General features: G+C 63.5%; 17 protein-coding genes and 2 pseudogenes. 7 read left to right on the top strand and 12 right to left on the bottom strand.

Annotated elements, in window-relative coordinates; all coding sequences use genetic code 11:
• The 4 genes from RR928_RS08905 to RR928_RS08890 all read right to left on the bottom strand — a co-directional run bounded on the left by RR928_RS08905 (position 1) and on the right by RR928_RS08890 (position 4,948).
• Positions 1 to 774, bottom strand: coding sequence for a nitroreductase (locus RR928_RS08905; RefSeq protein WP_332538427.1), 774 nt, complete (start codon positions 772 to 774; stop codon positions 1 to 3).
• A gap of 189 nt (positions 775 to 963) precedes the next feature.
• Positions 964 to 2,304, bottom strand: coding sequence for an MFS transporter (locus RR928_RS08900; protein ID WP_332540301.1), 1,341 nt, complete (start codon positions 2,302 to 2,304; stop codon positions 964 to 966).
• 140 nt (positions 2,305 to 2,444) lie between these two features.
• Entirely contained in the window at positions 2,445 to 3,467 is a 1,023-nt protein-coding gene (locus tag RR928_RS08895; protein ID WP_332540302.1) for an AraC family transcriptional regulator, read from the bottom strand.
• A gap of 611 nt (positions 3,468 to 4,078) precedes the next feature.
• Complete coding sequence (locus RR928_RS08890; RefSeq protein WP_332682242.1) at positions 4,079 to 4,948, bottom strand: LysR family transcriptional regulator; 870 nt, start codon at positions 4,946 to 4,948, stop codon at positions 4,079 to 4,081.
• A 249-nt stretch (positions 4,949 to 5,197) separates the two neighbouring features.
• On the opposite strand from RR928_RS08890, the pseudogene RR928_RS08885 reads away from it, so the two are divergent.
• Positions 5,198 to 6,019 (top strand): annotated as a pseudogene (locus RR928_RS08885) (putative oxygenase MesX); the annotation flags it as partial.
• Between the two features lie 361 nt (positions 6,020 to 6,380).
• A complete protein-coding gene (locus tag RR928_RS08880; RefSeq protein ID WP_332538075.1) occupies positions 6,381 to 8,021 on the top strand; it encodes a TIGR03032 family protein in 1,641 nt (546 codons plus the stop codon).
• Positions 8,022 to 8,317: 296 nt separating this feature from the next.
• On the opposite strand, the gene RR928_RS08875 is transcribed toward RR928_RS08880, so the two are convergent.
• Positions 8,318 to 13,192 carry an Ig-like domain-containing protein gene (locus RR928_RS08875; protein WP_332538076.1) on the bottom strand — a complete coding sequence of 1,625 codons (4,875 nt, stop codon included), beginning with the start codon at positions 13,190 to 13,192 and terminating at the stop codon, positions 8,318 to 8,320.
• 446 nt (positions 13,193 to 13,638) lie between these two features.
• On the opposite strand from RR928_RS08875, the pseudogene RR928_RS08870 reads away from it, so the two are divergent.
• The 3 genes and pseudogenes from RR928_RS08870 to tnpB form a co-directional block, all read left to right on the top strand.
• A pseudogene (locus RR928_RS08870) lies at positions 13,639 to 14,254 on the top strand (IS5 family transposase); the annotation flags it as partial.
• Positions 14,255 to 14,332: 78 nt separating this feature from the next.
• Positions 14,333 to 14,725 carry a transposase gene (locus tag RR928_RS08865; RefSeq protein ID WP_332538077.1) on the top strand — a complete coding sequence of 131 codons (393 nt, stop codon included), beginning with the start codon at positions 14,333 to 14,335 and terminating at the stop codon, positions 14,723 to 14,725.
• Positions 14,722 to 15,009, top strand: a complete 288-nt coding sequence (tnpB, locus tag RR928_RS08860) for an IS66 family insertion sequence element accessory protein TnpB (protein ID WP_332538078.1) — start codon at positions 14,722 to 14,724, stop codon at positions 15,007 to 15,009. Before RR928_RS08865 ends, tnpB begins: the two co-directional genes overlap by 4 nt.
• 62 nt (positions 15,010 to 15,071) lie before the next feature.
• On the opposite strand, the gene RR928_RS08855 is transcribed toward tnpB, so the two are convergent.
• From RR928_RS08855 to RR928_RS08840, 4 genes are read right to left on the bottom strand one after another with little or no spacing between them, the layout of a single operon-like run.
• On the bottom strand, positions 15,072 to 16,223 hold the full coding sequence (locus RR928_RS08855; RefSeq protein ID WP_332538079.1) for an alpha-hydroxy acid oxidase: 1,152 nt from the start codon (positions 16,221 to 16,223) through the stop codon (positions 15,072 to 15,074).
• A 1-nt stretch (position 16,224) separates the two neighbouring features.
• Positions 16,225 to 17,208 (bottom strand): Bug family tripartite tricarboxylate transporter substrate binding protein, encoded by a 984-nt coding sequence (locus RR928_RS08850; RefSeq protein WP_332538080.1) that lies wholly within the window; start codon positions 17,206 to 17,208, stop codon positions 16,225 to 16,227.
• Positions 17,205 to 18,479, bottom strand: a complete 1,275-nt coding sequence (locus RR928_RS08845; protein WP_332538081.1) for a CaiB/BaiF CoA transferase family protein — start codon at positions 18,477 to 18,479, stop codon at positions 17,205 to 17,207. Before RR928_RS08845 ends, RR928_RS08850 begins: the two co-directional genes overlap by 4 nt.
• Positions 18,479 to 19,258 (bottom strand): enoyl-CoA hydratase/isomerase family protein, encoded by a 780-nt coding sequence (locus RR928_RS08840; RefSeq protein WP_332538082.1) that lies wholly within the window; start codon positions 19,256 to 19,258, stop codon positions 18,479 to 18,481. The genes RR928_RS08845 and RR928_RS08840 overlap by 1 nt, the downstream gene beginning before the upstream one ends.
• Before the next feature lie 104 nt (positions 19,259 to 19,362).
• On the opposite strand from RR928_RS08840, the gene RR928_RS08835 reads away from it, so the two are divergent.
• A complete protein-coding gene (locus RR928_RS08835) occupies positions 19,363 to 20,322 on the top strand; it encodes a LysR substrate-binding domain-containing protein (protein WP_332682215.1) in 960 nt (319 codons plus the stop codon).
• 148 nt (positions 20,323 to 20,470) lie between these two features.
• On the opposite strand, the gene RR928_RS08830 is transcribed toward RR928_RS08835, so the two are convergent.
• The 3 genes from RR928_RS08830 to RR928_RS08820 all read right to left on the bottom strand — a co-directional run bounded on the left by RR928_RS08830 (position 20,471) and on the right by RR928_RS08820 (position 22,224).
• Positions 20,471 to 21,364, bottom strand: coding sequence for an NAD(P)/FAD-dependent oxidoreductase (locus tag RR928_RS08830; RefSeq protein ID WP_332538085.1), 894 nt, complete (start codon positions 21,362 to 21,364; stop codon positions 20,471 to 20,473).
• Between the two features lie 192 nt (positions 21,365 to 21,556).
• Positions 21,557 to 22,069, bottom strand: coding sequence for a methyltransferase family protein (locus RR928_RS08825; RefSeq protein ID WP_332538086.1), 513 nt, complete (start codon positions 22,067 to 22,069; stop codon positions 21,557 to 21,559).
• Positions 22,066 to 22,224 carry a hypothetical protein gene (locus RR928_RS08820; RefSeq protein WP_332538087.1) on the bottom strand — a complete coding sequence of 53 codons (159 nt, stop codon included), beginning with the start codon at positions 22,222 to 22,224 and terminating at the stop codon, positions 22,066 to 22,068. The genes RR928_RS08825 and RR928_RS08820 overlap by 4 nt, the downstream gene beginning before the upstream one ends.
• Positions 22,225 to 22,316: 92 nt before the next feature.
• Here RR928_RS08820 and RR928_RS08815 point away from each other — a divergent pair, with 92 nt between their 5' ends.
• Entirely contained in the window at positions 22,317 to 22,958 is a 642-nt protein-coding gene (locus RR928_RS08815; protein ID WP_332538088.1) for a TetR/AcrR family transcriptional regulator, read from the top strand.
• The last annotated feature ends 158 nt before the right edge of the window (positions 22,959 to 23,116 follow it).

Raw genomic sequence — 23,116 nt, 5'->3', positions numbered from 1 at the left:
TTATGTCTCCGGCTGCTTGTCGTGGAAAGTGGTGAACGCGGACACCGGCTCACGCAGCGTGGTGAGCGAGTTTTCCACCCGGGAGTCGTCCGCATATCCCAGGCTCATGCCGCACACCAGCATCTGCCCGACCGGAATTCCCAGCAGGGAGCCGATCTTGCGGTGGAATTTGAGGAAGGCGGCCTGGGGGCAAGTGTGCAGGTTGCGGCTGCGCGCCGCCACCATCACGCTTTGCAGGAACATGCCGTAATCCAGCAGGCTGCCTTCCTGCAGCTCCCGGCTGACGGTGAAGAACAGGCCTACCGGAGCGTCGAAGAAGCGGTAGTTCCTGCCGTGCTGGGCATGCATGCGCTGCTTGTCGCCCTTGGCGATTCCCAGCAGGCCGTACAGGTCCCAGCCGACCTTGCGCCGGCGCTCGAGATAGGGGGAAAACCATTCGCGCGGATAGTAGTCGTAGGGCTCGACCAGCGCGCCGGCCTGGGCGGGATCGTCGTCCAGCTTGGCGAGTTCGGCCGAAAGATGCGCCTTGGCCGCACCGGTCACCACATGCACCTGCCACGGCTGCATGTTCATGCCGGAGGCGCTGTAGCTGGCCGTGGTCAGTATCGCCTCCACGTCTTCGCGCGCCACCGGCGTGGGCAGGAACGCCCGCACGCTGCGGCGCGAGGTGATGGCCCAATCCACCGCATCCCGCAAGGCCTCGGCATTCACCGGGCTGGCGGCATTGCGGTCTATGACCGCGGGGTCCTCAAGGACAAGAAGTTTCGCACTCATGGCAATCCCATATCGGCGCGGCAGCCGCGCCGCCGCGCATGTCAACAATCACAGTTTCACCGCCCCTGGCCCACAAGCCGCGGCTTGTACCGGGGCCTCGTCTGAATCCCACTGTAGGAACAGTCAGGCCATTCGTCTATGCCCGCAGGTCCCAACCCTGGCGGGGCCGGCGGGCAGCGGCAGGGCGCGTCAGTTCGCCAGCGCTCCACCTTGCTTGACGCGCGTCGAATCCGCACGCGACTGGTTGACCAGCATCACCGCCACTGCGCCGATAACACCGGCCACGGCAATGGCCATGAAGTTCTGCTCCATGGGCAGGTCCAGCGACACCAGCCAGCCAATCAGCACGGGCGCAACGATGGCGCCGATGCGGCCCACGCCGGAGGCGAAGCCCACGCCGGTGGCCCGGTTGGCGGGCGGGTAGAAGTCACCCGCATAGGCATAGGCCAGCAGCTGGGTGCCCAGCGTGGAGGCACCGACAATGAACACCATCAGGAACAGCAGTTCGGTGGACTTGGTGAAGGCCAATGCGGTCAAGGAGATGGCGCCGACCACATAGAAACTCACCAGCACATGCTTGATGTTGAACTTGTCGCTGAGCAGCCCGCCGCCGATCGCCCCGACAATGGCCCCCACATTGAAGACAATGACGAAGTTCAACGCCGAACCCAGGCTGTAGCCGGCCATGGCCATCAGCTTGGTCAGCCAGGAATTGAGCGCGTAGACCATGAACAGGCCGGTCATGAACGCCATCCAGATCATGACGGTGCTGAAGCCGCGTCCTTCCTCGAACAGGCTGCGCACGGGGGCGCTGCGGACCTTGTCGGCGGGCGAGCCGACAAAGACCGTGTCGGCGCGCAGATTGCGCTCGGGAGCGATCTTGCGCGCCAGGCGAGCGAGCTCCTGCTGGTCACCGCGCTTGACCAGGTTGGAAAGCGACTCCGGCATGGTCTTGAGAATGAACGGAATCAGCAGCACCGGCAGGCCGGCGACATAGAAGACCGATTGCCAGCCGTGGCTCTCGATCAGCTGCTTGGCGGTCAGCGCCACCAGGATGCCGCCCACCGAGTAGCCGGCAAACACCATCGTGACCAGCCGGGTGCGCAGCTTGGCGGGAGCGAACTCGCCCATTTGCGCGGTCATGATGGGCAGCACGCCGCCAATGCCCAGGCCGGCGATGAAACGCATGACGCTGAAGCTGATGGGGTCGTTGGTCAGGCCCGCGCCCGCCGTGAACAGGCTGAACAGCGCGACGCACACCGCCGTCATGCGCGGGCGGCCGATGCGGTCCGCGAGGGAGCCGAGAAAGATTGCGCCCAGCATGGTGCCGAACAGCGCCGAGCCGGCCATCACGCCGGCGCTGGTGGCATCAATGCCCATGTCTTTCATGATCGAGGGCAGCGCGGCGCCGACCACCGCCAGGTCATAGCCGTCGATGATCAAGATCAGGACGCACCAGAAAAGCACCAGACCGTGGAAGCCGTTGAAGCGCGATTGCCCGGCCAAGGCATGTACATCTACCTGTTGCATGTTTGTCTCCTGTCGTTGTGAATGCCGCATTGCTTGCGGCTACGACGGAGATTAGGTTCAACGGGCCGGCGAAACCATGCCCGCACGCCTCGACCGGTGTGGGGTCGATGGGCAGGAGGTCTCAGCGCGCGCGGCGCACGCTAGCGCCGGTCGTCATGGCTGCTGCTGCGATAGGCGCCCGGGCTCACTCCGGTCCATTTCTTGAAGGCGCGGTGGAAGGCGCTGGGCTCCTGGAAACCGGTTCTCGCAGCGACTTCCGCCACCGTCAGTGGCGTCGCGGACAGCAGGTCGATGGCGATGTCGCGCCGCAAATCGTCCTTGAGGCGCTGGTAATTGCTTCCCTCCAGCTGCAGGCGGCGCTGCAGCGTGGTGGCGGAAATGCACAGCGCCTGCGCCAGCGCCTCGAGGTCGGGCCATTCTTCCGGAGTCTGGCTGCGCAGCCGCTTGCGGATCTGCGCCGTGCTGCTGGCGTCATTGCGGTACTGGACCAACAGATTCGCCGGGGCCGCGCGCAAAAAGCGCTCCACCGTTTCCGGCGTTTCCACAATCGCCAGGCCCAGCAGGTCGGCCGGGAAGGCAATGAACGTGGTGTCGCCGTTGAAGACCAGGTTGTCACAAAAGCGCGTGCGGTAGTGGCTGTCGTCTGCCGGCGGCGGATTGCGAAACTGCATGCTGGTCAGCTCGATGCGCCTGTGCACCAGCCAGCAGGCCAGGCCATGCACCAGAATGAACCAGGTGCCGTAGCCGAACAGCCGGCGCATGACGCCGCCGTCATGCAGATAGATGCGCGCCTCGTTGTCCTCCAGCACCAGCTCGCCGCGGAAGTCGTCCAGCGTGGAACGCAGGAAGCGCACTATCCTGCGGATCGCATGCTCGAGATTGTGCGCACTCACGGCCGCGCGCGTCATGAGCGCGTAGCTGCCGCGGCGCAGCCCATGGCTGTCCAGCCCGAAGAACTCATCGTCCATCAGATCGGCCAGTGCCACCCACATATCGGAATAGGACTGCGCTGAAATGCGCGCCTTCGCGGAGCGCAGCAGGTCGCGATCGAGCTTGGCGGCCTCAAGCACCCGGGCGACCTCCAGGTTTCTGACGTTGGCCGCGTTCAAGGCCTCATGCACCAGCTCGATGGACACCGTGCCTCTGACTCCGGCAGATTTCATTCAGTCGCTCCGTTTCTTCAACACTTCACGACCTCCGTGTGCTGGATCAGTCCCCCGCTGGTCGCATTGAGTCAACACACTCTTGCATGCCCGGCATAGACAAGCCATGACAGGTATGTGCCGCTATGCACAGTCAGCAGCATAGCCGCCAGCCGTGGAACCGGCCCCCATCCCATGGCCCAGGCCGGGTCCACAAGCAGTTGGCGCAGCGCCAACGTGCGCGTGGCCAGATCGGTGCCAGGGCCTGTGCCCATCCGTCCATCCTGGGCAGTGTTCAATGTCCGCCGTGCAGCCGGTGCCGACGCTGGTCTTAGGACGGCGAACATACGCTGCCCGGGATCAAGCGTACGCTGAGACTGGTGAACCCGGGCGGCGTGAAGCTCAGGTGTGCCAGATCCGGCTGCCGTAGACCCTTTGCGACATCATCCGCACCTTGGCGCTGTGACCCTGCCCGGGATTGAAATGTCGAACCAGCAAGAAATCAGATGCGCAAGGCTTGGGCGGCGCGATTGCCGAGCAAGCCACTGCCGCAGGGATGGCTGATTGCGGCATGCGATCAGCCTGTTGCCCTGGTCCGTCAACGCCTGGAAATCCGCGCAGCCCGGCCATGCTCAGGCCTTGCGCGCCAGTTCGATGAAGGCCCGCAAATAGTCGATGGCGGTGTCCGCCTCGCGTACTCCCAGGAAGATCTGCTTGGCGATGCCGCGCGCGCCCAGGCGCACCGGCACCACGTCCATCTTGGCCGCGTATTCCTCGACCAGCCAGCGCGGCAGCGCGGCCACGCCGCGGCCGCTGGCCACCATCTGCAGCATGATGTCGGTGGTTTCTATGGCTTTGTGGCGTCTGGGCGTGACACCGGCTGGCAGCAGGAACTGGTTGTAGATGTCCAGGCGCTCGATGTCCACAGGATAGCTGATGAGCACTTCCTGGCTCAGTTGCTGCGGCTTGACATAGGCCGCAGAAGCCAGCGCATGGCCCTTGGCCACGACCAGCACCTGCTCGTAGTCATACACCGGCTCGAACCTCAGCCCCGGCTTGAACAGCGGATCGGGCGTGACCAGCAGGTCGATCTCGTAGCCGAACAGCGCGCCTATGCCGCCAAACTGGAACTTCTGCTTGACGTCCACCTCGACGTCGGGCCAGGCGGACAGATAGGGCGCGACGATCTTCAGCAGCCACTGGTAGCAGGGGTGGCACTCCATGCCTATGCGCAGCGCACCGCGCTCGCACTGTGCAAATTGGCCCAGACGCTGCTCGGCCAGGTCCAGCTGCGGCAGCACCCGGTTGGCCACCGCCAGCAGGTACTGTCCGGCCTGCGTCAGGCGCAGGCTTCGGCCCTCGCGCAGCCAGACGTCGGTGCCCAGCTGCTGCTCGAGCTTCTTCATGCTGTGGCTCAGCGCCGACTGGGTCAGATGCACCACGCCCGCGGCCGCCGTCAGCGACCCTTGCTTCTCGACCTGCTGAACGATGGATAGGTGGATGCGCTCAAGCGTTCAGATGATTCACATTCATCGATTCATGAAATAAGACCATTTTACCTCATTGATCCCAATGCATAGCATCTCACCCTACTGTTTGCCTGCTGCCGTCGCCGCAGTCCGACCACCGTATGCATCCATCGATAGGAAAGAAAAAATGACAAGTCCCCTGTGCTTGGCAGCAGATTCCGGCGGCCTGCAACGCCCCGCCCACCCTATTTGTCTTTCACCGCAAGAAGATCCAGTGAGCCTATCGCCAGGCACGCGGAATTCCGCTTCAGCCTCAAGAGCCTTTGTTTCGATGAAAACTACCAGCCATCGGACAGCACGCGCATCACCACCAACTTTGCCAACCTGGCACGCGGAAAAAGCCGGCAACAGAATCTGCGCCACACGCTGAAGATGATAGACAACCGCTTCAACGACCTCGCGCATTGGGACAATCCAAGCCGCGATCGCTGTTGCGTTGCACTCGAGATCATCTCGGTGGAGTTGAGTCTTTCGGCGAAAGACATGCGGCCTTTCCGCTGATCGAGATACTCCAGCCAAGCATTCTCGACAGGAAGACCGAGCAACGCATCGAAGGGATCGCGGGAAACAACTTCTCCTCCTACCTGCGCGATTACGATCGCAGCATACTGCTTCCCGAATACAACGCCAATCGAGCTGAATTCGGCACGCCCGAGGATTTCGGCGCGCTGCATGGAAAGCTGTTCAAGCAGTTTTCCCATTCGCACACCTACCAGCAGCGCTTTCACAAGCCGCCCCGTCATCTGCATCAGCGCCTCGACCAGCAAGATCTACAGGCGCAGCGCAAACCAGCACCCGGTACTGGGAGTCGAGTAGCTGCAAAATGAAAGCTCCTCGACCGACCGCTACCTTGAAAGGATGGGGCTGCAGGTGCGCTTTTTCCTGCCGCCCAACGGCGTGGCGCCGCTGGCTTTCTATTTTGATGGCGACCTGCTCAACGATTACACGCCTCTCGAGCTGATAACTACCATCAGCACCATGGAGAGCTATCAGAAGATATATCGGCCCGAGATCTACAACGCCAACGCCGCGGCCGGCAATGTGCCTAAGGCGGCAACACGGTAGTCGTCGACCAGATAGTTGTTCACCTCGGCGCGATAGTCGTTCCATTCCGTCGCCAGCCGATGGAACACATTGGCAAAGATGGCCTGACCACCTGACCCCAAGCGCGTTCGCCATAAAGTGGTCAGATCAACAACTGGAAAGTAGTCCAGCTCCAGTTTTAGAAATGGCCGGATATGGGCGAGACGTCAGTCATTGAGGCCTTCCATTTGGTGTGGAGCAACTGCCTTGGAAGCTTGGCCTGTGCCACTTAAACTCACGCAAATGCGCCAGCTTTTGCGAACGCAGGAACGCGTTCGCTGTTGTTTTACACCGCCATGTGTATCAGCAGTCTTGAAGATTTTTGGAGCCGCACATCGTTGCTCTTGAACCCACGTCGTCCACCAACCCATCGGCCACCGAAACCATGCCTAATTCGACTCCAACCGCATCCGTCAGTGACCCATACGCGTTTGCCGCTTGGCTTAAAACGCATGACGTCGCTTTGGCGTTTTCAACCTACCGCGCCAACCGGCTGATTTTTATGGGCCGCTCTGATACTGGAAAGCTCAAGCTGCACGAGCGCTTGTTTGACCGGCCGATGGGCCTGTATGTGGAAGACGGCGCGCAAGGCCACAGCCTGTGGATGGCCGGGCGCAGCCAGATATGGCGTTTTGACAATCTACTGGAGCCCGGTCAACGCCATGAGGGCGGCGACCGCCTGTATGTACCAGCCGTTTGCTACACCACGGGAGAGGTCAATGCGCATGAGATTGTTTTGCTGCCTCACGCAGAAGGAACGGCGCAACCGCTGTTCGTAAACACCGCCTTCAGTTGCTTGGCCACCTTGGGGCAAGGCAGCAGCTTTGTGCCCACCTGGAAGCCATCTTTCGTCTCCAAATTGTCGGCTGACGACCGCTGCCATTTGAACGGGGTCGCGCTGCGCGGCGGGGCTCCCACATGGGTAACGGCCTGCGGTACGCTGGACACGCCAGCGGGCTGGCGTGAGGCTCGATCAGGCGGCGGCGTGGTGTTGCACGTCCCTTCCAACACGGTGGTAGCCAGCGGCTTGGCGATGCCACATTCGCCGCGCTGGCACCAGGGCAAGTTGTGGCTGCTCAATTCAGGTACCGGTGAGCTGGGCTGGCTTGACAGCAGCAAACAAGCGGGCGACCAATTCACGCCGTTTTGCTTTATGCCCGGCTTTGCGCGCGGATTGGCTTTCGTGGGTGGTGCTGTGGATGGCGAACCAGGCTATGCCGTAGTGGGTTTGTCAAAACTGCGCTCACCGCAATTTACCGGTTTACCGCTTGAGCAAAAGCTCCAAGACCTGGGGCTGCCAGGAGGTTGCTGCGGCCTGCGAGTGATTGATTTAGCCACCGGCCAGATCGTTCACAGCCTGGATTTACCCGAGCCAATTGACGAATTGTTTGATGTGGTGGTATTGCCGGGTGCACAACAGCCGCGTGCGCTGGGCCTGCAAAAAGAAGACATCCATTGCCTGGTCAAACTGCCCGGCCACTCCCAGCTCACCACGATCCGCCCGAAAGCGCCCAGCGGCAATCCGCACCAAGCCAACCCGCCACCAGTGTTTGGCTTGCCGTTAGCGCTGGCAGAACAAGCCACGCCCGGTACAAATACCGCCGTAAAAAACGCTTTGCCGATTCGCTACCAGCAAGTGTTTCAACTAACGCCGCACACTCTGGCCCCTTATGCAGCGATGACCTTCCCCAGTTTGGCACCTGGCGCAGCGGCACTGGCAAAGTTGGCTGGCGAACTGCTGGCCGTCTCGGCCATGGCCGATGGCACCATGGTGGGCCTGGCCATTGCCGAACGGCAAGCAGATGGTGGAGCGGCGCTGGTGTCGTTGATGGTAGCGCCGCCCCTGCGACGCCAGGGCATCGCCAAACGCATGGTGCGGGAACTCAAGCGTTTTCTGGCGCAGCAGGGCGTACAAACCCTGGCTGCGCAAGACCCAATCGCCTCGAAAATTCTTGCGCCATGATGTGCGCCTTGCGGCCATACCTGACACTCGGCTCACCATAGTCCAGGTGGCCAGCCTGGGCACCTTTGACGACAACATCTGATGGCCGCATGAACTCTGCGCTGCGCTGGCTGCTCTACCCGGTGTAGTTCCTTGAATTGCTCACCCGGTTTCGTCCCCGGGACGCTGCAGCCTTGGCAGCCGATGTTCTGGTGTTGACCATGAAGTGGGACGCAAAGGCGCTCCGGCTGCAATGCCACGCCCGCCCACTTGCCCCAATGCTCCGGCGCTCGCCAAGGCCTTGCTCACGTTCCCGGTCAGAAGCTGGGCAGCCCCATCAGCACCAGCTCCTGGGCATCCATCACCCGCACATACCCTGCCAACGCCTGATAGCCATCCTCCTGCCCCGGCCCTTGTTCTGGCTTCAGCCCCTGCAGCTCCAGCCGGTACGCTTGCCCACCAATCTGCAGCAGCTCCACGCTCCTGAGGATGTCCTCCTCTCCCGAGAGGTTGTGACGCAACACCAGCTCTTGCTGGCCTGGCGCGGCATCGCTGGCCGTACTGGCTCTGAGCTTTAGGCCCATTTGCTGCACCGATCCAAAGAAGACCGCCATGTCGGCGCCGTCCCCTCCGTCCAGGATGTCGTTGCCGTTGCCCCCAATCAGCACGTCGTTGCCTGTCCCGCCCAGCAAGGTATCGTTGCCACTGTCTGCCCCCCAGCCTAGCTCCCCCAATGCGCTCGCCTGCGTGAGGTTCAACCTGCCTTCGTTGGTAATCAGATCGCGCACGTTGGCGTGGGTGACCAGATACTCCAGCCCTGCGGCCCAGGTGCCCCCCTGGGCTAGATAGGCCAAGCCGATCTGGACGTTCTCCTCGCTGGCTTGTGCTGGACCCCAGGTCTGGCTGAACAGGCTGGCCACCTTGTCTCGCGTACTAGCCCCTGCTGGCAGGCTGCTCTCATACCAACTCCAGGCGGCTTCGAACGCCTGGGCTCGGCTCCAGCCCAGTGCAGACAGATCGTTCATTGTGTGCAGTGTGGGAAGCGATCCCACCAGGCCCTGGTGCAGCAGGCTGATGACCTCCAGCACGCTTGCGTCCTGATAGGCCAGCGTTGTGCGTGCGTCCTGAACTTCGCCGCTCCACGTGCCTGAGATGGTGGCCCGTTGCACGTCGGTGAGCAGTCCATAGGTCGCGCTGTAGTCGATGTGCAGCAATCCGTCGGCGCCCCGTGAAGCCGTCCAGGTGCCTGAGTCGCTGACGCCGCCTTGCAGAACGTCGTTGCCTGCGCCGCCCTCCAGGTGGTCGTCTCCTGTGCCTCCTACGATGGCGTCATGGCCGTCGTCGCCAAAGAGGCGGTCGTTACCGCCCTTGCCGGCTACAACGTCGTGGCCGCCGCCGCCGTGGATGACATCATCGTCTGCGCCCAGCACGATCCATTGGTCCGCACCGTCGCCCGCAGCAATGTTCTGGCCCGCACCTCCAATGATGCGCACAGCGCCCACGACGGCGACAAAGTCCACGCTGTCGATCTGAACCAGGGTGCCGCTGGGCAGGGCCCGGGCATCCAGAATGACGGCTTGTTTACCGTCTGCCGGGTTCGTGCTTCCGCTGATCACAAACGGCGTGTCCGGGTTGAAGCCCGCGCCAGGTGTGGCGGTGATGACCTGTACAACGAGAGGTTCGTTGGGGTCCATGCTGGCATGGAAGACTTGGCCGCTGTTGGTCAGCTCTGCATCATCTCCTGCGATGCGCTCGATCCGCAGGCCCAGCTCCGCCAGGGCTGCCTCGCCGCTGACAGGTTTGGGCAGGCCTTGGGCCTGCAGGCCCACGCCTACGGGAACACTGACCTGCACGATGGGGCGTCCGTCGGGAGCTGTCACCAGCGGGATGTCGGCCAGATCACTGTTGGGGGTGTCCGGATCGTCTATTCGCGTGCGCAGTACCACGGGAATGGTGACAATGGTGGTGCCGCCTTCACCGCGGCTGGTGACCACGGGCACGCCGTCGACCATAGGGGCGGGGGCTGGTGGGGGCGCAGGCGGTGGGGCTGGTGGGGCTGGTGGGGGCGGCGTAAGTGTGAGGTTGGTCGCCGCCGTGGCGCCAAAGCTCTCTACGTCGTTGCCTGCAGCGTCCTGGATGGCGTCGACGTCGTTGCCAACAGATGGGTCCATGTACGCAACGGTGACCACTTGGCCTCCACTGACGGCCGCGCTCAGCGTCAGGGTCACGGTCTTGGCTGCCGCGTTGATTGCCACACCTGTGACTGTACGCGGGGTACCGCCGACTTCAACTTGGAAGTCTCCGGCAGCAGGCACGTTGACCGCATCCAGGGTGCCGGCTTCTGTGTAAGTCAGAACCAGTTGAGTGCCGTTGACTGTGGCGCTGGCGAAGGTCGGGACCGTGGTGTCAATGGTCAGGCCCAGGGAGGCTGAGGCAGCGCTGATGTTGCCCGCCACGTCAGTGGCCTTGGCGGTCAGAGTGTGCGAGCCCTCTGCCAGGGTGGTGCTGGTGATGGACCAGTTGCCTGAGCCATCGGCGGTATCTGTGCCCAGCACTGCAATGCCATCAGTGTCGTAAAGGGTGACAGTGCTGCCCACTTCGGCCGTGCCGTTGAAAGTGGGCATGGCCTGCGAGGTGTTGTTGTCCGCGTCAGAGGCGCCCGAGTCGCTGCTAGCGACCATGTCCGGTGCAGACGGCACTGCCGGTGCCTGTGTGTCGAAGGTGATCGAGGGGGTCAGGGTGGCCGCAGCGCCGTTATTGCCCGCGGAATCCGCGAAGCTGCCCGCAGCCACCGTCACGGTGGCGGTGCCGTTGTTGGTGTCAGTCGTGGGCGTGAAGGTGGCTGTGCGGGTAAGACCGGAACCACCAATGGCGCCAAGTGTGCCTCCTGTGACCACCACATCGCCAACACTACCATTCCAGGTGAACGAAGCGCCGGGGTCTTCGCTGAACGTGAAGGTGATGGTCGCTGTCTCTGCGGCTTTAAGCGTCGGCACATCGCTCGTAATGGCGAGAGTCGGGGCCGTGTTGTCGATGGTCAGGCTCAGGCCTGCGGAGGCCACACTGACATTGCCCGCCACGTCAGTGGCCTTGGCGGTCAGAGTGTGCGAGCCCTCTGCCAGGGTGGTGCTGGTGATGGACCAGTTGCCTGAGCCATCGGCAGTCGTGATACCCAGCACTGTTGCGCCATCCGTGTCATACAGGGTGACGCTGCTGTCGGCTTCGGCCACACCGGTAAGGGTGGGGGCGGTATGGGATGTGATGTTGTCAGATGAGGACACACCCGTGTCGCTACCCGCCGTCATGTCCGGGGCTGAAGGGGCTACAGGCTCCAATGTATCAAAGGTATATACCTGGCTCAACACGGAGCCATCGTTACCAGCGGCGTCAGCCACTTTGACCAGCAGGGTGTCGCTGACGCTGAGTGTGAGGCCAGCCAGCGACCAAGTGCTCTGGCCGACGGTGGCAGAGGCTGTGTTCCAACTGCCGCCGTTGTCGAGAGAAACCAGCACAGATTCTCCAGCGACCAAACTGGCCGACAAGGTTCCGCTGACGGTTTGCGCCGCAGTCTTGGTAATAAAGTCACTGGACGAGGCGCCGCTATCAACTGAGAAGCTAACACTGGCGATCGAAGTAGTGGGGTCGGTGGTATCGAGCACATAGGCTCGCATGTAGGCGGTTCCATTGTTACCGGCCTCATCGGTCACTCGAACCACAAGCGTATCGCTGCCAGTCAGAGTCCTACCGGCCAGAGACCAGGTGTTTGCACCGGTTGATGTAACAGCAAGCGTCCAGGAACTGCCGTTATTGAGCGATACGTAAACGTTCTCACCCGCGGCCAGATTAGACCCCAGCGTGCCGCTGATGGTCTGCGCCGGAGCATTGGTGATGAAGTCGGTATCGGACGTCCCAGTGTCTGCCGAGAAGGCGGCGGTAGCCACTGTATTGGTCGGCGCAGCGGTATCGATGACGATGTCGGTGGTGGCACCCAGCGAGCCAGAGGCTGAGGGTTCTGCCAGGGTGAGGATGGCGTCATTGCCAGCCGCGTCTTTGATGGTGCCGCCATTCAGCACCAGCGCACTGGCGCTTTGCTGGGTCAGGTCGGCGCTGCTGTCACCTGCCTGAACGGTGTAGTTGAAGGTCAGGGCCTTGGTCCCAGTGCCAGAGACGTAGACGGCATTGCGGTCGGTGGTGCCAGTCTCCAACAGCAGCGTGGGTGTGCCGCCAACTGTGTTGACCAGCACGTTTTCGTTGAACTCGACCGTCACAGCGATGACTGTGCCCACGCCGTAAGTGCCATTGGCCGTGGCGGATGTGACTGGTGCCACCGGGTTAGCACTGTTGATATACACTTGGGTGTTGCCATAGCGATTGCCCAGCAGGGCATCCAGATCGCCATCACGATCAATGTCCACAAAATTGGCGCTTGACGATTCTCCCACATCGGTCAAGCCAAAGGGATTGGTCACACGCGCGCCAAAAGCTGGACTGCTGGCCGTGCCGGTATTCTGGAAAAAATAGGTGTTACCCAGAAACTCGCCAATAAACACATCCAGGTCACCATCGGCGTCAATGTCAGTCAGATTGACATTGGCGTAATCGCCTACGTCGTCCAATCCGTAGGGATTTGTGAGCGGTGCGGAAAAAGCAGCCGTGCCAGCTGTACCGATGTTCAGAAAAACCAGCGTGTTGCCATCACCGTTGCCAATGAAGGCGTCCAGGTCACCGTCAGCATCAATATCCACAAAACTGGGCATGGCTGAATTGCCTACATCAGCGAGGCCAAAAGGATTGGCAGCGGCAGTCGGGTCGAAGGCGGGGATGCTGGATGTGCCCGTGTTCAGTTGAAGCCTGGTGATGCCGTCGCGGTAGCCAATCAGCGCATCTAGATCTCCATCGCCATCAATGTCCACAAAGTTGGGGCTGGAAAATGAACCACTGTCTAGCAGGCCAAAGGGATTGACTTCAGGAGCGGAAAAAGCGGGACTGCTAGAGCTGCCGGTGTTGCGGTAAAAGCGTATTTCACCAGCGGTTGCACCGATAAACGCGTCCAAGTCGCCATCACCATCAATGTCGACAAAACTGGCGTTGGCATAGTTGCTGCCGTTGGTCAGACCATAGGGGTTGGGCACCGGTGTGGTGAAGACGGGGGTGGGCAACAGGGCGCCACGGGGGGCGGTGGTATCTGCCATGGCGACGCGCTCCAGTAGGTCAGGGTACGAATGTCAGTGCATTGAGAACGATGCACAAACGGGTAACAAACGTTAATAGTAGCGTCAATCGTTTCAGGCAGCGAGATACGGTTGCAGCACTCTGGGTTTAGTGCTGGGCCAGGGCGCGCACAGGGCGGGATACCAGCAAGAATGTCCAGAATGCCGGCCACGGCGTAGGGGTGTCGAACGAAATGACAGTAACGCTCTTGCGCACAGCATCGCTGCGGGCGATGCGCTGCTCAAACAACTGGTCGCCCGGCGAATCGGCTCAGATGCGGTCGGCGGGGCTGCTGGGCTGCTGGGCTGCTGGGCTGCTGGGCTGCACAAGGGCAGACGGTCGTTGACTTCGCACAGCGCCAGGGAAACTCTGCACGACTCGGCCTGCAATGTGCTTCATGTGACCGATACGCTGAGAGAATCGCGCAATGAGTCAAGCCGACCTGGGTCTGAACTTGACGACGAAACGCAGACGCAAGCGTGAATTGCTTGACGCGTTGGAACGCGTGGTTGCGTGGGCTGCATTGGTTGCCCTGATCACGCCCTACGCGCCTGAAAGCCGGCGCTGGCGGCCACTATTTGCCATGGAAACCATGCTGCGCGCGCACTTTATGCAGCAATGGTGCAAGCTGAGCAATCCGCCGATGGAAGAGGCGCTGCACGACATGCCGCTGTTCCGGCAGTTTGCAGGGCTCCATGGGAATACGGCAGGGCCCGACGAAACGACGATTCTTGGTTGCCGTCGGCTGCTGGAGTAACTCAAGCTGGCCCCGCAGATCCTCGCGCTGGTCACCGAGTTATTGGGTGCCAAGGGCCTCCAGCTGCGCGCCGGCACAACAGTGGATGCAACGCTGATTTACAGCTCCCAGCTCGACCTAGAATGCATCTGGCGAACGCGACCCCGAGATGAAGCAAAGCTAGAAAGCCAACCAGTGGTTCTTTGGCATGAAGGCCCACATCGCAGTCGATGCCGACTCGGTCCTGGTGCACAGAGTGAGCGGCACCTCAGGCAATATGAGTGACGTGATTGAAGCCAACAGCGTAAGCGACCGGTTGAACCAACTTGAAGCCGCAGGCTAAGGAATAGACCCTGCTGTCCCCCTAAGTTAGCCGGACAGAAAAATGCAAGTCAAACCGAAGCAACGGCGCCGTCACAGCGCAGCGTTCAAGGCCGACGTCCTGGTAGCATGCGCCGAGCCCGGAGCGTCGATTGCGGCAGTGGCCCTGGCATTCAAGTTGAACGACAACCTGGTGCATCAGTGGCGCCGCGGCCGTGGCGCTCCGAAGGCTCTAGGTGTGCCTTCGTTGGGCATTGCCGAAGCACCGCCCCGCTTCATCGAGTTGACCGTCGCATCGGCAATGTTACCGGCGCCTGCCCCGCCAGCGAGTCCTCCCAGCCCCACGTCGGAGACGATCGCGCTTGAGTTCAAATATGGAACGTTGGGCGCCAGCGTGACGTGGCCCGTCAGCGCCGCAGCGGACTGCGCAGCGCGGCTGCGCGAGGTCTTGCGATGATCCGCATTGACGCCCTCTGGCTGTGTGCGGCGCCGGTGGACATGCGCTCGGGCACGGAGCGCCTGCTCGCCCATGTGGGGCATGCGCTCGGCTGCGCTCACGCCCATCACGGCTGTTTGTTTGCCAACGTCCGGGCCACGCGCATCAAGATGCTGGTGCACGACGGCTTTGGCGTGTGGCCTCGCGAGATCGATACGGCGGCGCCGCTGGCGCTGACCCAGGCGCAACACGTCTGTAAATACAGCGGCTTCCGAGGCCGTTGCCAACATCTCAACTCCCAGTAGCGGGGCGGGCTCGGTGCCTGCACCCATCCGCCCATGCGCCTGCCGCACCCGCCGCGGGCAGGTCAGCAGTCAACGCGTCCGCGCAGTTGCCCTACATTGCTGGCACCGCTCAACGCCATGGCGACCTCGAGCTCAGCCGCCAGGATATGCAGGGCATGGCGCACGCCGGCTTCGCCTGCCGCCGCCAGGCCGTACAGCGTGGGGCGCCCCAACTGCACGGCATCGGCGCCCAGCGCAATGGCCTTGGCAATGTCGGCCCCATGGCGAAATCCGCTGTCGATCAGCACCGCCATGCGCCCGTCCGCGGCTTCGGCGATGCGCGGCAGCTGTTCGATGGTGGACCCGGCCCCGTCCAGCTGGCGCCCGCCATGGTTGGACACCACGACGCCATCGACGCCGGCCGCAAGCGCCTGGTGGACATGCGCGGCTTGCGACACCCCCTTGAGCACCAGTTTTCCTGGCCAGCATGCACGCAGCCAGTCGAGATCGCGCCAGGTGAAGGCGTCACTGATCTGGCGCTGGACGACCTCGGTGATGGTGCTGCCGGGCTGTATCGGCCCGACGACTTCCGCGAACAACTGCAGCGTCGGTGATCCGCTGCGCAGCATCTGCAGGGCCCAGGAGGGACGGCGCGCCGTGTCGATCAGCTTGCGGGCGGACCAGCGAAACGGCAGCGTGAAGCCGTTGCGCACATCGCGGTTGCGCCGGCCCGTGACCGCGGTGTCCACCGTCAACTGCAGCACTTCGAAGCCCGCGGCATGGACGCGCTCGAGCAGCGCCTGAGCCAGGCCGCGGTCGCGCAGCATATAGAGCTGGAACCAGCGCAGCGGTCCCGCGGCTTCGACCAGCGTCGCCAGCTTGACGGTGGCCGCGGTGCTCATGACAAAGGGTATGTTCGCGGCCTTGGCTGCGCGCGCCAGGCAAAGGTCGCCCTGCGGCCAGTAGGCGCCATTCATGCCCGTCGGGCCTATCACCAACGGCATGGCCAGCGGCTGGCCGAGCACCGAGGTGGCCAGGCTGCGCTTGGACAGGTCGATCAGGATCTCGGGGCGCAGCTGGAAACGCTGGAAACCGCTGCGGTTGCGCCGCGCGGTCGACTCCTCCCCGGCGGCGCCGTCGATGTAGTCAAAGACCATGCGCGGCAAGCGGCGCTGTGCCAGTGTGCGCAGGTCGTCGATGCTGGCGGCGCGGGCCAGCGTGCGGTACATGGCCATGTCAATTGGCCTGCAGCTTGGCGCTGTGCACCAGGGCGCGCGATGTCAGGAATTCGGCGTCTATCATTGCCTGGAAGCTTGCAGGCGGGCCGCCCACCGGATTCGTGCCCAGCGTCTCCAGGCTGGACTTGAATTCGGCGTCCTGCAGGATCTTGTTGATCGCGGCGTTCATCTTGGCAATGTGGGCCGGCGGCGTGGCCTTGGGCGCGAAGATGCCCAGCCAGGTGAGATGGCTGTATGCCGAGCGAGTGACTTCGGCCACGGTGGGAACGTCGGGCAGGCTGGGCCAGCGTTCGGCCGAGGTCACCGCCAGCGGCCTGAGCTTGCCGGCCTTGATCAGCGGCATGGCCGCCGCCAACGTGGATGCGACCACCGGAATCTGTCCCCCGACCGCGTCGGCCAGGGACGGCCCCGAGCCCTTGTAGGGCGCGTGGGCGAAGCGGGTGCCCGATTCGCGCTGAAACAGCTCGAACGCGATATGGCTGGGCAGGCCCATGCCCGGACTGCCATAGGCCAGGTTGCCGGGAGCGGCCTTGGCCTGGCGTATCATCTCGGCCAGATCCTTGAAGGGGGCGGTGTTGGCCGCCACGAAGACCGAAGGGCCGCGCGTGACTTCAATGACCGGAGCGAAGTCCTCCAGCTTGTACGGCGGCCTGGCAAACAGCGACACGTTCACGGTGTGATTGTTTCCCGTGAGCAGGAACGTGTAGCCGTCGGGGGCCGAGCGCGCGACATTTTCCGTGGCGATGTTGCCGCCGCCCCCGCCCTTGTTCTCGACGATCACCGGCTGGCCCCAGCTGCGCGTGAGTCTGTCGCCCAGCAGCCTTGCCACCACATCCGCGCTGCCGCCGGGCGAAGAAGGCACGACGATGCGAATCGGCTTTTCCGGCCATTCGGCCCGGGCAGGCAAGGCGATGGCGCCCAGAGATGCGGCTAGGCACGCGACAAGCACGCTGCGGCGGACAGGGGGCAGGCTGGATTTCATGGGGTTGTCTCGGCGGTAGTTATGGAGGGGCAAGGTTCTTCGGCGGCGGGTACATGCACCACGCCGGCGGCGTTCAGACGCGCAATTTCCGTGGGCCTATAGCCCAGTTCCCGCATCACTTCGGCGGTATGCTGACCGTACAGCGGCGCGCCGCGGCGGGTCACGCCGTTGCCGTTCGAGAACTTGATGGGCAGGCCCAGGGCGTCGATCTCCCCGGCCACGGGATGCTCCACCCGAATCACCATGTCGCGCGCGCGCGTCTGCGGATCGTCAAGCACCTGCTTCATGTTCTTGACCGGGCCGGCAGGCACGCCCGCCTGCTCGAAGATCTCGACCCACTCCTGCGTGCTGCGGGTGAGCGTCGCGCCCGATATGGCGTCGACCATGGCATCGCGGTGGGCCATGCGCGCGGCGTTGGTGGCAAAGCGCGGGTCATGGGCCATCTGCGCCAGTCCCAGCGCGTTGCAGGTGCCCACCCACAGGCTCTGGCTCATGGCGCCGATATTGAGCCAACCGTCCTGGGTGGGAAAGGCCTGATAAGGCGCTGCCACCGGGTGGGCCGAGCCCATGGGGCCGGCTGATTCGCCGGTGGCGAACGCCAGCGCGGCAGGCCAATAGGTATGCACCAGCGAGGCTTCGAGCAAGGAGGTGTCGACGTATTGGCCTTCGCCGGTGCGCAGGCGCTCGATGTAGGCGGAGAGGATTCCGGTCGCCGCCAGAATGCCCGCAGTGACATCGCCCACGGGCACGCCGACCTTCACCGGCGGACGACCCGGGCCTTCGCCGGTCAGCCCCATCAGGCCCGACATGCCTTGCGAAATGAGGTCGTAGCCGGCGCGCTGCGCATAAGGCCCTGTCAGCCCGAAGCCGGTGATCTTGCAATAGACCAGACCCGGGTTGCTCTGGCGCAAGCTGTCGAACGCCAGGCCCATCTTCTCCATGGTGCCGGGCCGGTAGTTCTCGAGCACGATGTCGGCCTGGTCGATGAGGCGCTTGACGAAGTCACGGCCCTCGGGAGTCTTCAAGTCCACCGCGACCCCGCGCTTGTTGCGATTCAGGATCATGAACGATGCCGCTTCCCCATTGATCTGCGGCGGCACGGTGCGGCGGGTGTCGTCGCCGCCGGGGAGCTTTTCGACTTTGACGACATCGGCGCCCATGTCCGCCAGCAGCAGGCCGCCGACCGGGCCGGCCATGACATGCGCGAGCTCGACCACACGCAATCCGGCCAGGGGCCCCTTGCGTCGATTATTGGGAGATGGCTGGTTCATCATTTTCCTTTGAATTGAGGCGCTTGCTTGGCGAGAAAGCTGCGGTAGCCCTCGACGAAATCCTCGGTGTCGTAGCAGGCGTAGCCTTCGTGCTCCTCGGCTTCGGTCAGTGGCCGGGCATCGCGCAGCCGGGCCACGAACTTCTTGTGCCAGCGCGCGGACAGGGGCGCGCCGGCGACGATGCGGGCTATGGTCTTGGCGAGTTCGTCCTCGTATTCCGCGACCGGGATGACGCGGTTGACTAGGCCCTTGGCGTAGGCCTCGGCGGCGCCGAGGATGCGCCCTTCGAGCAGCAATTCCAGCGCCACCTGGGGTCCGGCCAGACGCACCAGGCCCTCGAGCTCCGGATAGGCCAGCACCGCCCCGAGCCGGGCAATCGGCACGCCAAAGCGGCCGTCGTCGCTGCTGATGCGAAAATCGCAACCCGCCGCGAGCTCCAGGCCGCCCCCGACGCAGACGCCGCGAATCGCCGCCACGGTGGGCACCGGACAGTCCCGCACGGCGTGCATCGCGCGGTGCCCGTGCTTGCCAAAGGCGATTCCCTGCTCTTTGGACGCGCGTATGGATGCAAACTCGTCGATATCCGCACCGCTGGCGAAGGCCTCGGTGCCGGCGCCGCGCAATACAAGGCAGCGCAGGTCGGCTTGCTGCGACAGCTCCAGCACGGCATCGCCAAGTGCGATCCACATCGAGCGGTCCATGGCATTGCGCTTGCCGGGATTGTTGATGGTGACGGTGGCGACATGGCCAGCGCGCTCCACAATGATGTTTGCGCTCACGTTTAGGTCTCCGTTGTTTCATCGGAAGTCTGAACGCCTGGCGCGGATATGAAAAATACCGATGCAAGCTTGCGTCATACATGGACGGTATGCCGTGAAAACCCTTGGAGACGCCCCCTTTGGAATTGCGACAACTGAAGTATTTCACCCGCATCGTCGAGATCGGCAGCATGACCCGCGCCTCGCAGTCGCTGCATGTGGCCCAGCCGGCGCTGAGCCTGCAGATCAATCGGCTGGAAGAGGAACTGGGCAAGAAGCTGTTGATGCGCAGCGTACGCGGCGTGACGCCGACGGAGGCCGGGCTGGCGGTCTACAAGCAGGCCCAGTTGATACTCAAGCAGGTCGAGGCCACCCAGTTGATTGCCCACCAGGCAGATCTCGGCCCCGCGGGACGGGTGGCCATTGGCCTGCCATGGACAGTGACCTCCGTGCTCGGACTCAAGCTGCTGCAGCATGTCCGGACGCATTTCAAGTCCGTGCGGCTGGAAGTGATAGAAGGACCGAGTTCGGTGCTGGCGTCGATGCTGGCCCAGGGGAAACTCGATCTGGCCGTGCTGTTCGATGCCAGCGTGGATGCCGGGCTGCGCATGAAGCCCTTGGTGTCGGAACCTTTGATGCTGGTCGGCGCACGCGGCCAGTTGGCCGGACGCTGCTCGAGCACGCTGGCCGACGTGGCCGCCCTTCCCCTGCTCCTGCTCAGCCGCCCCAACGGCATACGCGAGCTGATCGAGCGGGAATGGGCGCGCCAGGGATTGAAGCCCCAGGTCGTGGCGGAGATCAACGCGCCCGCGTTGCTGATCGACGCGGTGCGCGCCGGGCTGGGCTACGCGGTGCTGCCGTCATGCGCCATGGATGAGAATCTGCGCCGAGGTGAACTCGATGCGGTGGAGCTCGAAGGCGAAAGGCTCATCCGAACGGTCTACCTCAGCACATCGCGGCTGTTTGAGCTGACGCTGGCCACCGAGTATGTACACGGCGTCGTCGAACAACTGATGCACAGCGCCGTCGAAGACGGCCTGTGGAAAGGCTGCTGGCTCGGGCCGCGCGATGGTGCGAGCGGCTGATGGAAGGCTGATCGATGGGCGTGCAGGCCGGATCGCGCAGGCGGGTCTGCACCCACTGTTCGGCCTCGCCGATCCGTCTTCCAGCTGCAACCCATAAGAGCTCCCGTGTAGCCCGTTCAAAGGCGGCGCTCGAACTCCCGTTGCCGTCTCAAACCAGCATCGACTGCTGGGCGGAGATTCCCGCCGTCGCGCCGTGCGCTGTTGCCATGGTGACCGAGGGCATGCCGGGGTTGGCGAGGTCGCCGGCGGCGTAGATGCCGGGCGTGCTGGTTTCGCGGCGCTCGTCGACCTTGATGGCGATGCCCAGCGGCGTATCGACGGTCGCCAGCCCCAGTGAGCCATGCAGGCCCGACGACGGCTGGTTGCGTGGATGCGCGAACAGGATGTCGACGGCGATATCGGGGCCGGCATCGAGCTTGACGCTGGCGCTATGTTCGCCGTGACGGGCAATTTCCGTGATCCGGCCATCGATGACAGGTATCTTGCGGCGCGCCAGATCGGCCCGGATCGCGGCTGGGATGTCGTGCCCGTTGGCGAAGACCGTCAGCGTATCGGTCCAGTCGTGGTACAGCCGGACATAGTTGTGCGACGCCGGGCCGGACCAGATGAGGCCCCAATGCCGGCCGGCAACTTCAAAGCCGTCGCAGTAGGGACAGGGCACGATGGCCGAGCCCCAGCTTTCGGCAAAGCCGGGAACTTCGGGCATCCGGTCGACGACGCCATAGCTGAGGATCAGGCGCCGCGCCCTGAGAGTCTCGCCATCGGCCGTGAGGACCTGGAAATCATCGATCACGCCGGAAACGCTCTCGGCGCGCGAAGTGATAAGCCTGACCGAAGGATAGCGCGTGAGCTGCCGCCGCGCCTCGGCCAGGATGTCCAGCGGCGGCTTGTGGTCGTGTCCCAGCAGGCCATGCGAGTGGCCGGCAAAGCGATTGCGCGGCAGGCCGGTATCGAGAACGCTGACCTTTCGGCGCGCGCGGCCGAGTTGCAGCGCCGCGGCCAGGCCGGCAAAGCTGCCGCCGATGATGATGACGTCATCCATGATGATGGACTCCTTGTGGTGGATGTGAGGGATTGCGCGCCGTGGTGATATACGCCGCGCGGCCGGTCATCACTGACCGTTGAAATGGCAGGACTGGAGGGCATCCCGGCGCTCGCCGCTGGAGCCGCTCCCACCGGCGATCTGAAGAATGTTGTGCTGTGCCATGCGGTTTCCTTGTCATGCTCGGGCCTCTCAGCGCTGCCCGTTGGACCGTTGAGGCCGCAAGCGCACAGGCAAGGGGCTGGCCCACCATCGACTGACGCGGGCTTGGTAAGCCGCGTACTCGGCCCCAAATAAAGAGGCCAGCAGACGTTCTTCTGGAATGATCTGGAAGCGGGTGATGTAGAGCACGTACACCACAAGCCACGGTGCCGCGAACGGATTCGCCAGCGACACGGCCCACGCCATCAGGGTCAGCAGCAGCCCCACATACATGGGGTTGCGCGTCAACCGGTACACGCCATCCACGACCAGTGAGGACACCAGGCTGGCCTTCATCGGGTGCATGGTGGTCTTGGCGCGCCTGAGCGCGACGATACCGGCGATGCTGATGCCTTGGCCGACGAGCAGCAAAACAACGGCGAGCATCACCCGGGCCGGCTGGGGCATCTGCACCAGGCCCGCGACGGCTGGCGTCAGCCACATGAACAGCGCCAGCACGAGCGCCACAACGGGGGGCGGAACCTTGAGTTCAAGCGTGCTCATGACAGCCGCCCAAAGCGCAGGGCCAAAGAAATGGCGCCGCCCACCATGCCATCGCGTTGCTTGGGCTGGGCCGTCGGCGCGCCGGAGCCGGTCGCGCTCCTTGCGTCTCGCGCAGTCACCTGCGGAGAAATGCAGTCCTTCGTCGGTTGCGTCATGGCGACTCCTGGAGTTGGCGTCATTTACTATACTCACGAGTACATTAATGTGCGTGCGATATAGTGAACTGTCAAGTACATTAAATAAATCAATGGCCCGCCCCTCCGTTCCCGATCCCAAGCCGCAACGCGGACGACCACGCGATCCCGCGCGCGGCAGGCGAATCCTGGAGGCGGCACAAAAGCACTTCAACGCGCACGGTCTGGAGCGCGCCAGCGTGGACGCCATCGCTGCGGACGCGGGTGTTTCCAAGATGACCGTGTACAGCAACTTCGGCTCCAAGGAAGGGCTGTTCCATGCCGTGGTGCGCGACAGGACGGCGATGGTGATGGCTGGAGTCGCGGACGCAGGAGCGCTGGACCCGCACCAGCCTGAGCAGGCGCTGGCGGCGATCGGCGCCCGGTTTCTTGCCCTCTCGCGCGGGGAGGACGCCCTGGGCGCCTTGCGCTCTGTGTACGGCGTCGCGGGTGCACAGCCGGAAGTCTGCCTGGGCCTCTACCAGGAAGGCCCGGAGCGCGTGAACCGCGAACTCGCGGCGTACCTGCGCCTGGCACACGCGGCGGGCACGCTGAAGGTGGGCAATCCGCTGCAGGCGGCCGACCTGTTCCTGTCGATGTTCATGGGGTCCGGCCATATCCGCGGGCTGCTCAAGCTCGAACTGCCGGATGCCCGGGAAAACAAGGCTCTGCTGCGCGAGGCCGTGAGGGTCTTCATGGCGGCGTACGGCGCCTAGCTCCCCACGCTAAAACCCGCGGCAACCGCCGCGGGTTTTTCATGGCGCGCCCGCATGGCAAAGCGGCAACCCGCACGCCCAGCGCCCGCTGGCTCACTCCCGCTCAGTGGTTTTCCTTGGCGTGATTGACCGTGTACTTGGGAATTTCCACCGTCAGG

Origin of the sequence: Comamonas sp. (assembly GCF_036666375.1) — a bacterium.
Lineage (GTDB): Bacteria > Pseudomonadota > Gammaproteobacteria > Burkholderiales > Burkholderiaceae_C > Comamonas.
The sequence above is the reverse complement of the archived record's forward strand: the minus strand, read 5'-3'. Positions and strand labels throughout refer to the sequence as shown.

Bases quoted from the DNA above. Each gene is read 5' to 3' on its own strand.
- RR928_RS08905 (WP_332538427.1), bottom strand. From the start codon at position 774: ATGAGTGCGAAACTTCTTGTCCTTGAGGACCCCGCGGTCATAGACCGC.
- RR928_RS08900 (WP_332540301.1), bottom strand. From the start codon at position 2,304: ATGCAACAGGTAGATGTACATGCCTTGGCCGGGCAATCGCGCTTCAAC.
- RR928_RS08895 (WP_332540302.1), bottom strand. From the start codon at position 3,467: ATGAAATCTGCCGGAGTCAGAGGCACGGTGTCCATCGAGCTGGTGCAT.
- RR928_RS08875 (WP_332538076.1), bottom strand. From the start codon at position 13,192: ATGGCAGATACCACCGCCCCCCGTGGCGCCCTGTTGCCCACCCCCGTC.
- RR928_RS08865 (WP_332538077.1), top strand. From the start codon at position 14,333: ATGCAAGTCAAACCGAAGCAACGGCGCCGTCACAGCGCAGCGTTCAAG.
- tnpB (WP_332538078.1), top strand. From the start codon at position 14,722: ATGATCCGCATTGACGCCCTCTGGCTGTGTGCGGCGCCGGTGGACATG.
- RR928_RS08855 (WP_332538079.1), bottom strand. From the start codon at position 16,223: ATGGCCATGTACCGCACGCTGGCCCGCGCCGCCAGCATCGACGACCTG.
- RR928_RS08850 (WP_332538080.1), bottom strand. From the start codon at position 17,208: ATGAAATCCAGCCTGCCCCCTGTCCGCCGCAGCGTGCTTGTCGCGTGC.
- RR928_RS08845 (WP_332538081.1), bottom strand. From the start codon at position 18,479: ATGAACCAGCCATCTCCCAATAATCGACGCAAGGGGCCCCTGGCCGGA.
- RR928_RS08830 (WP_332538085.1), bottom strand. From the start codon at position 21,364: ATGGATGACGTCATCATCATCGGCGGCAGCTTTGCCGGCCTGGCCGCG.
- RR928_RS08825 (WP_332538086.1), bottom strand. From the start codon at position 22,069: ATGAGCACGCTTGAACTCAAGGTTCCGCCCCCCGTTGTGGCGCTCGTG.
- RR928_RS08820 (WP_332538087.1), bottom strand. From the start codon at position 22,224: ATGACGCAACCGACGAAGGACTGCATTTCTCCGCAGGTGACTGCGCGA.
- RR928_RS08815 (WP_332538088.1), top strand. From the start codon at position 22,317: ATGGCCCGCCCCTCCGTTCCCGATCCCAAGCCGCAACGCGGACGACCA.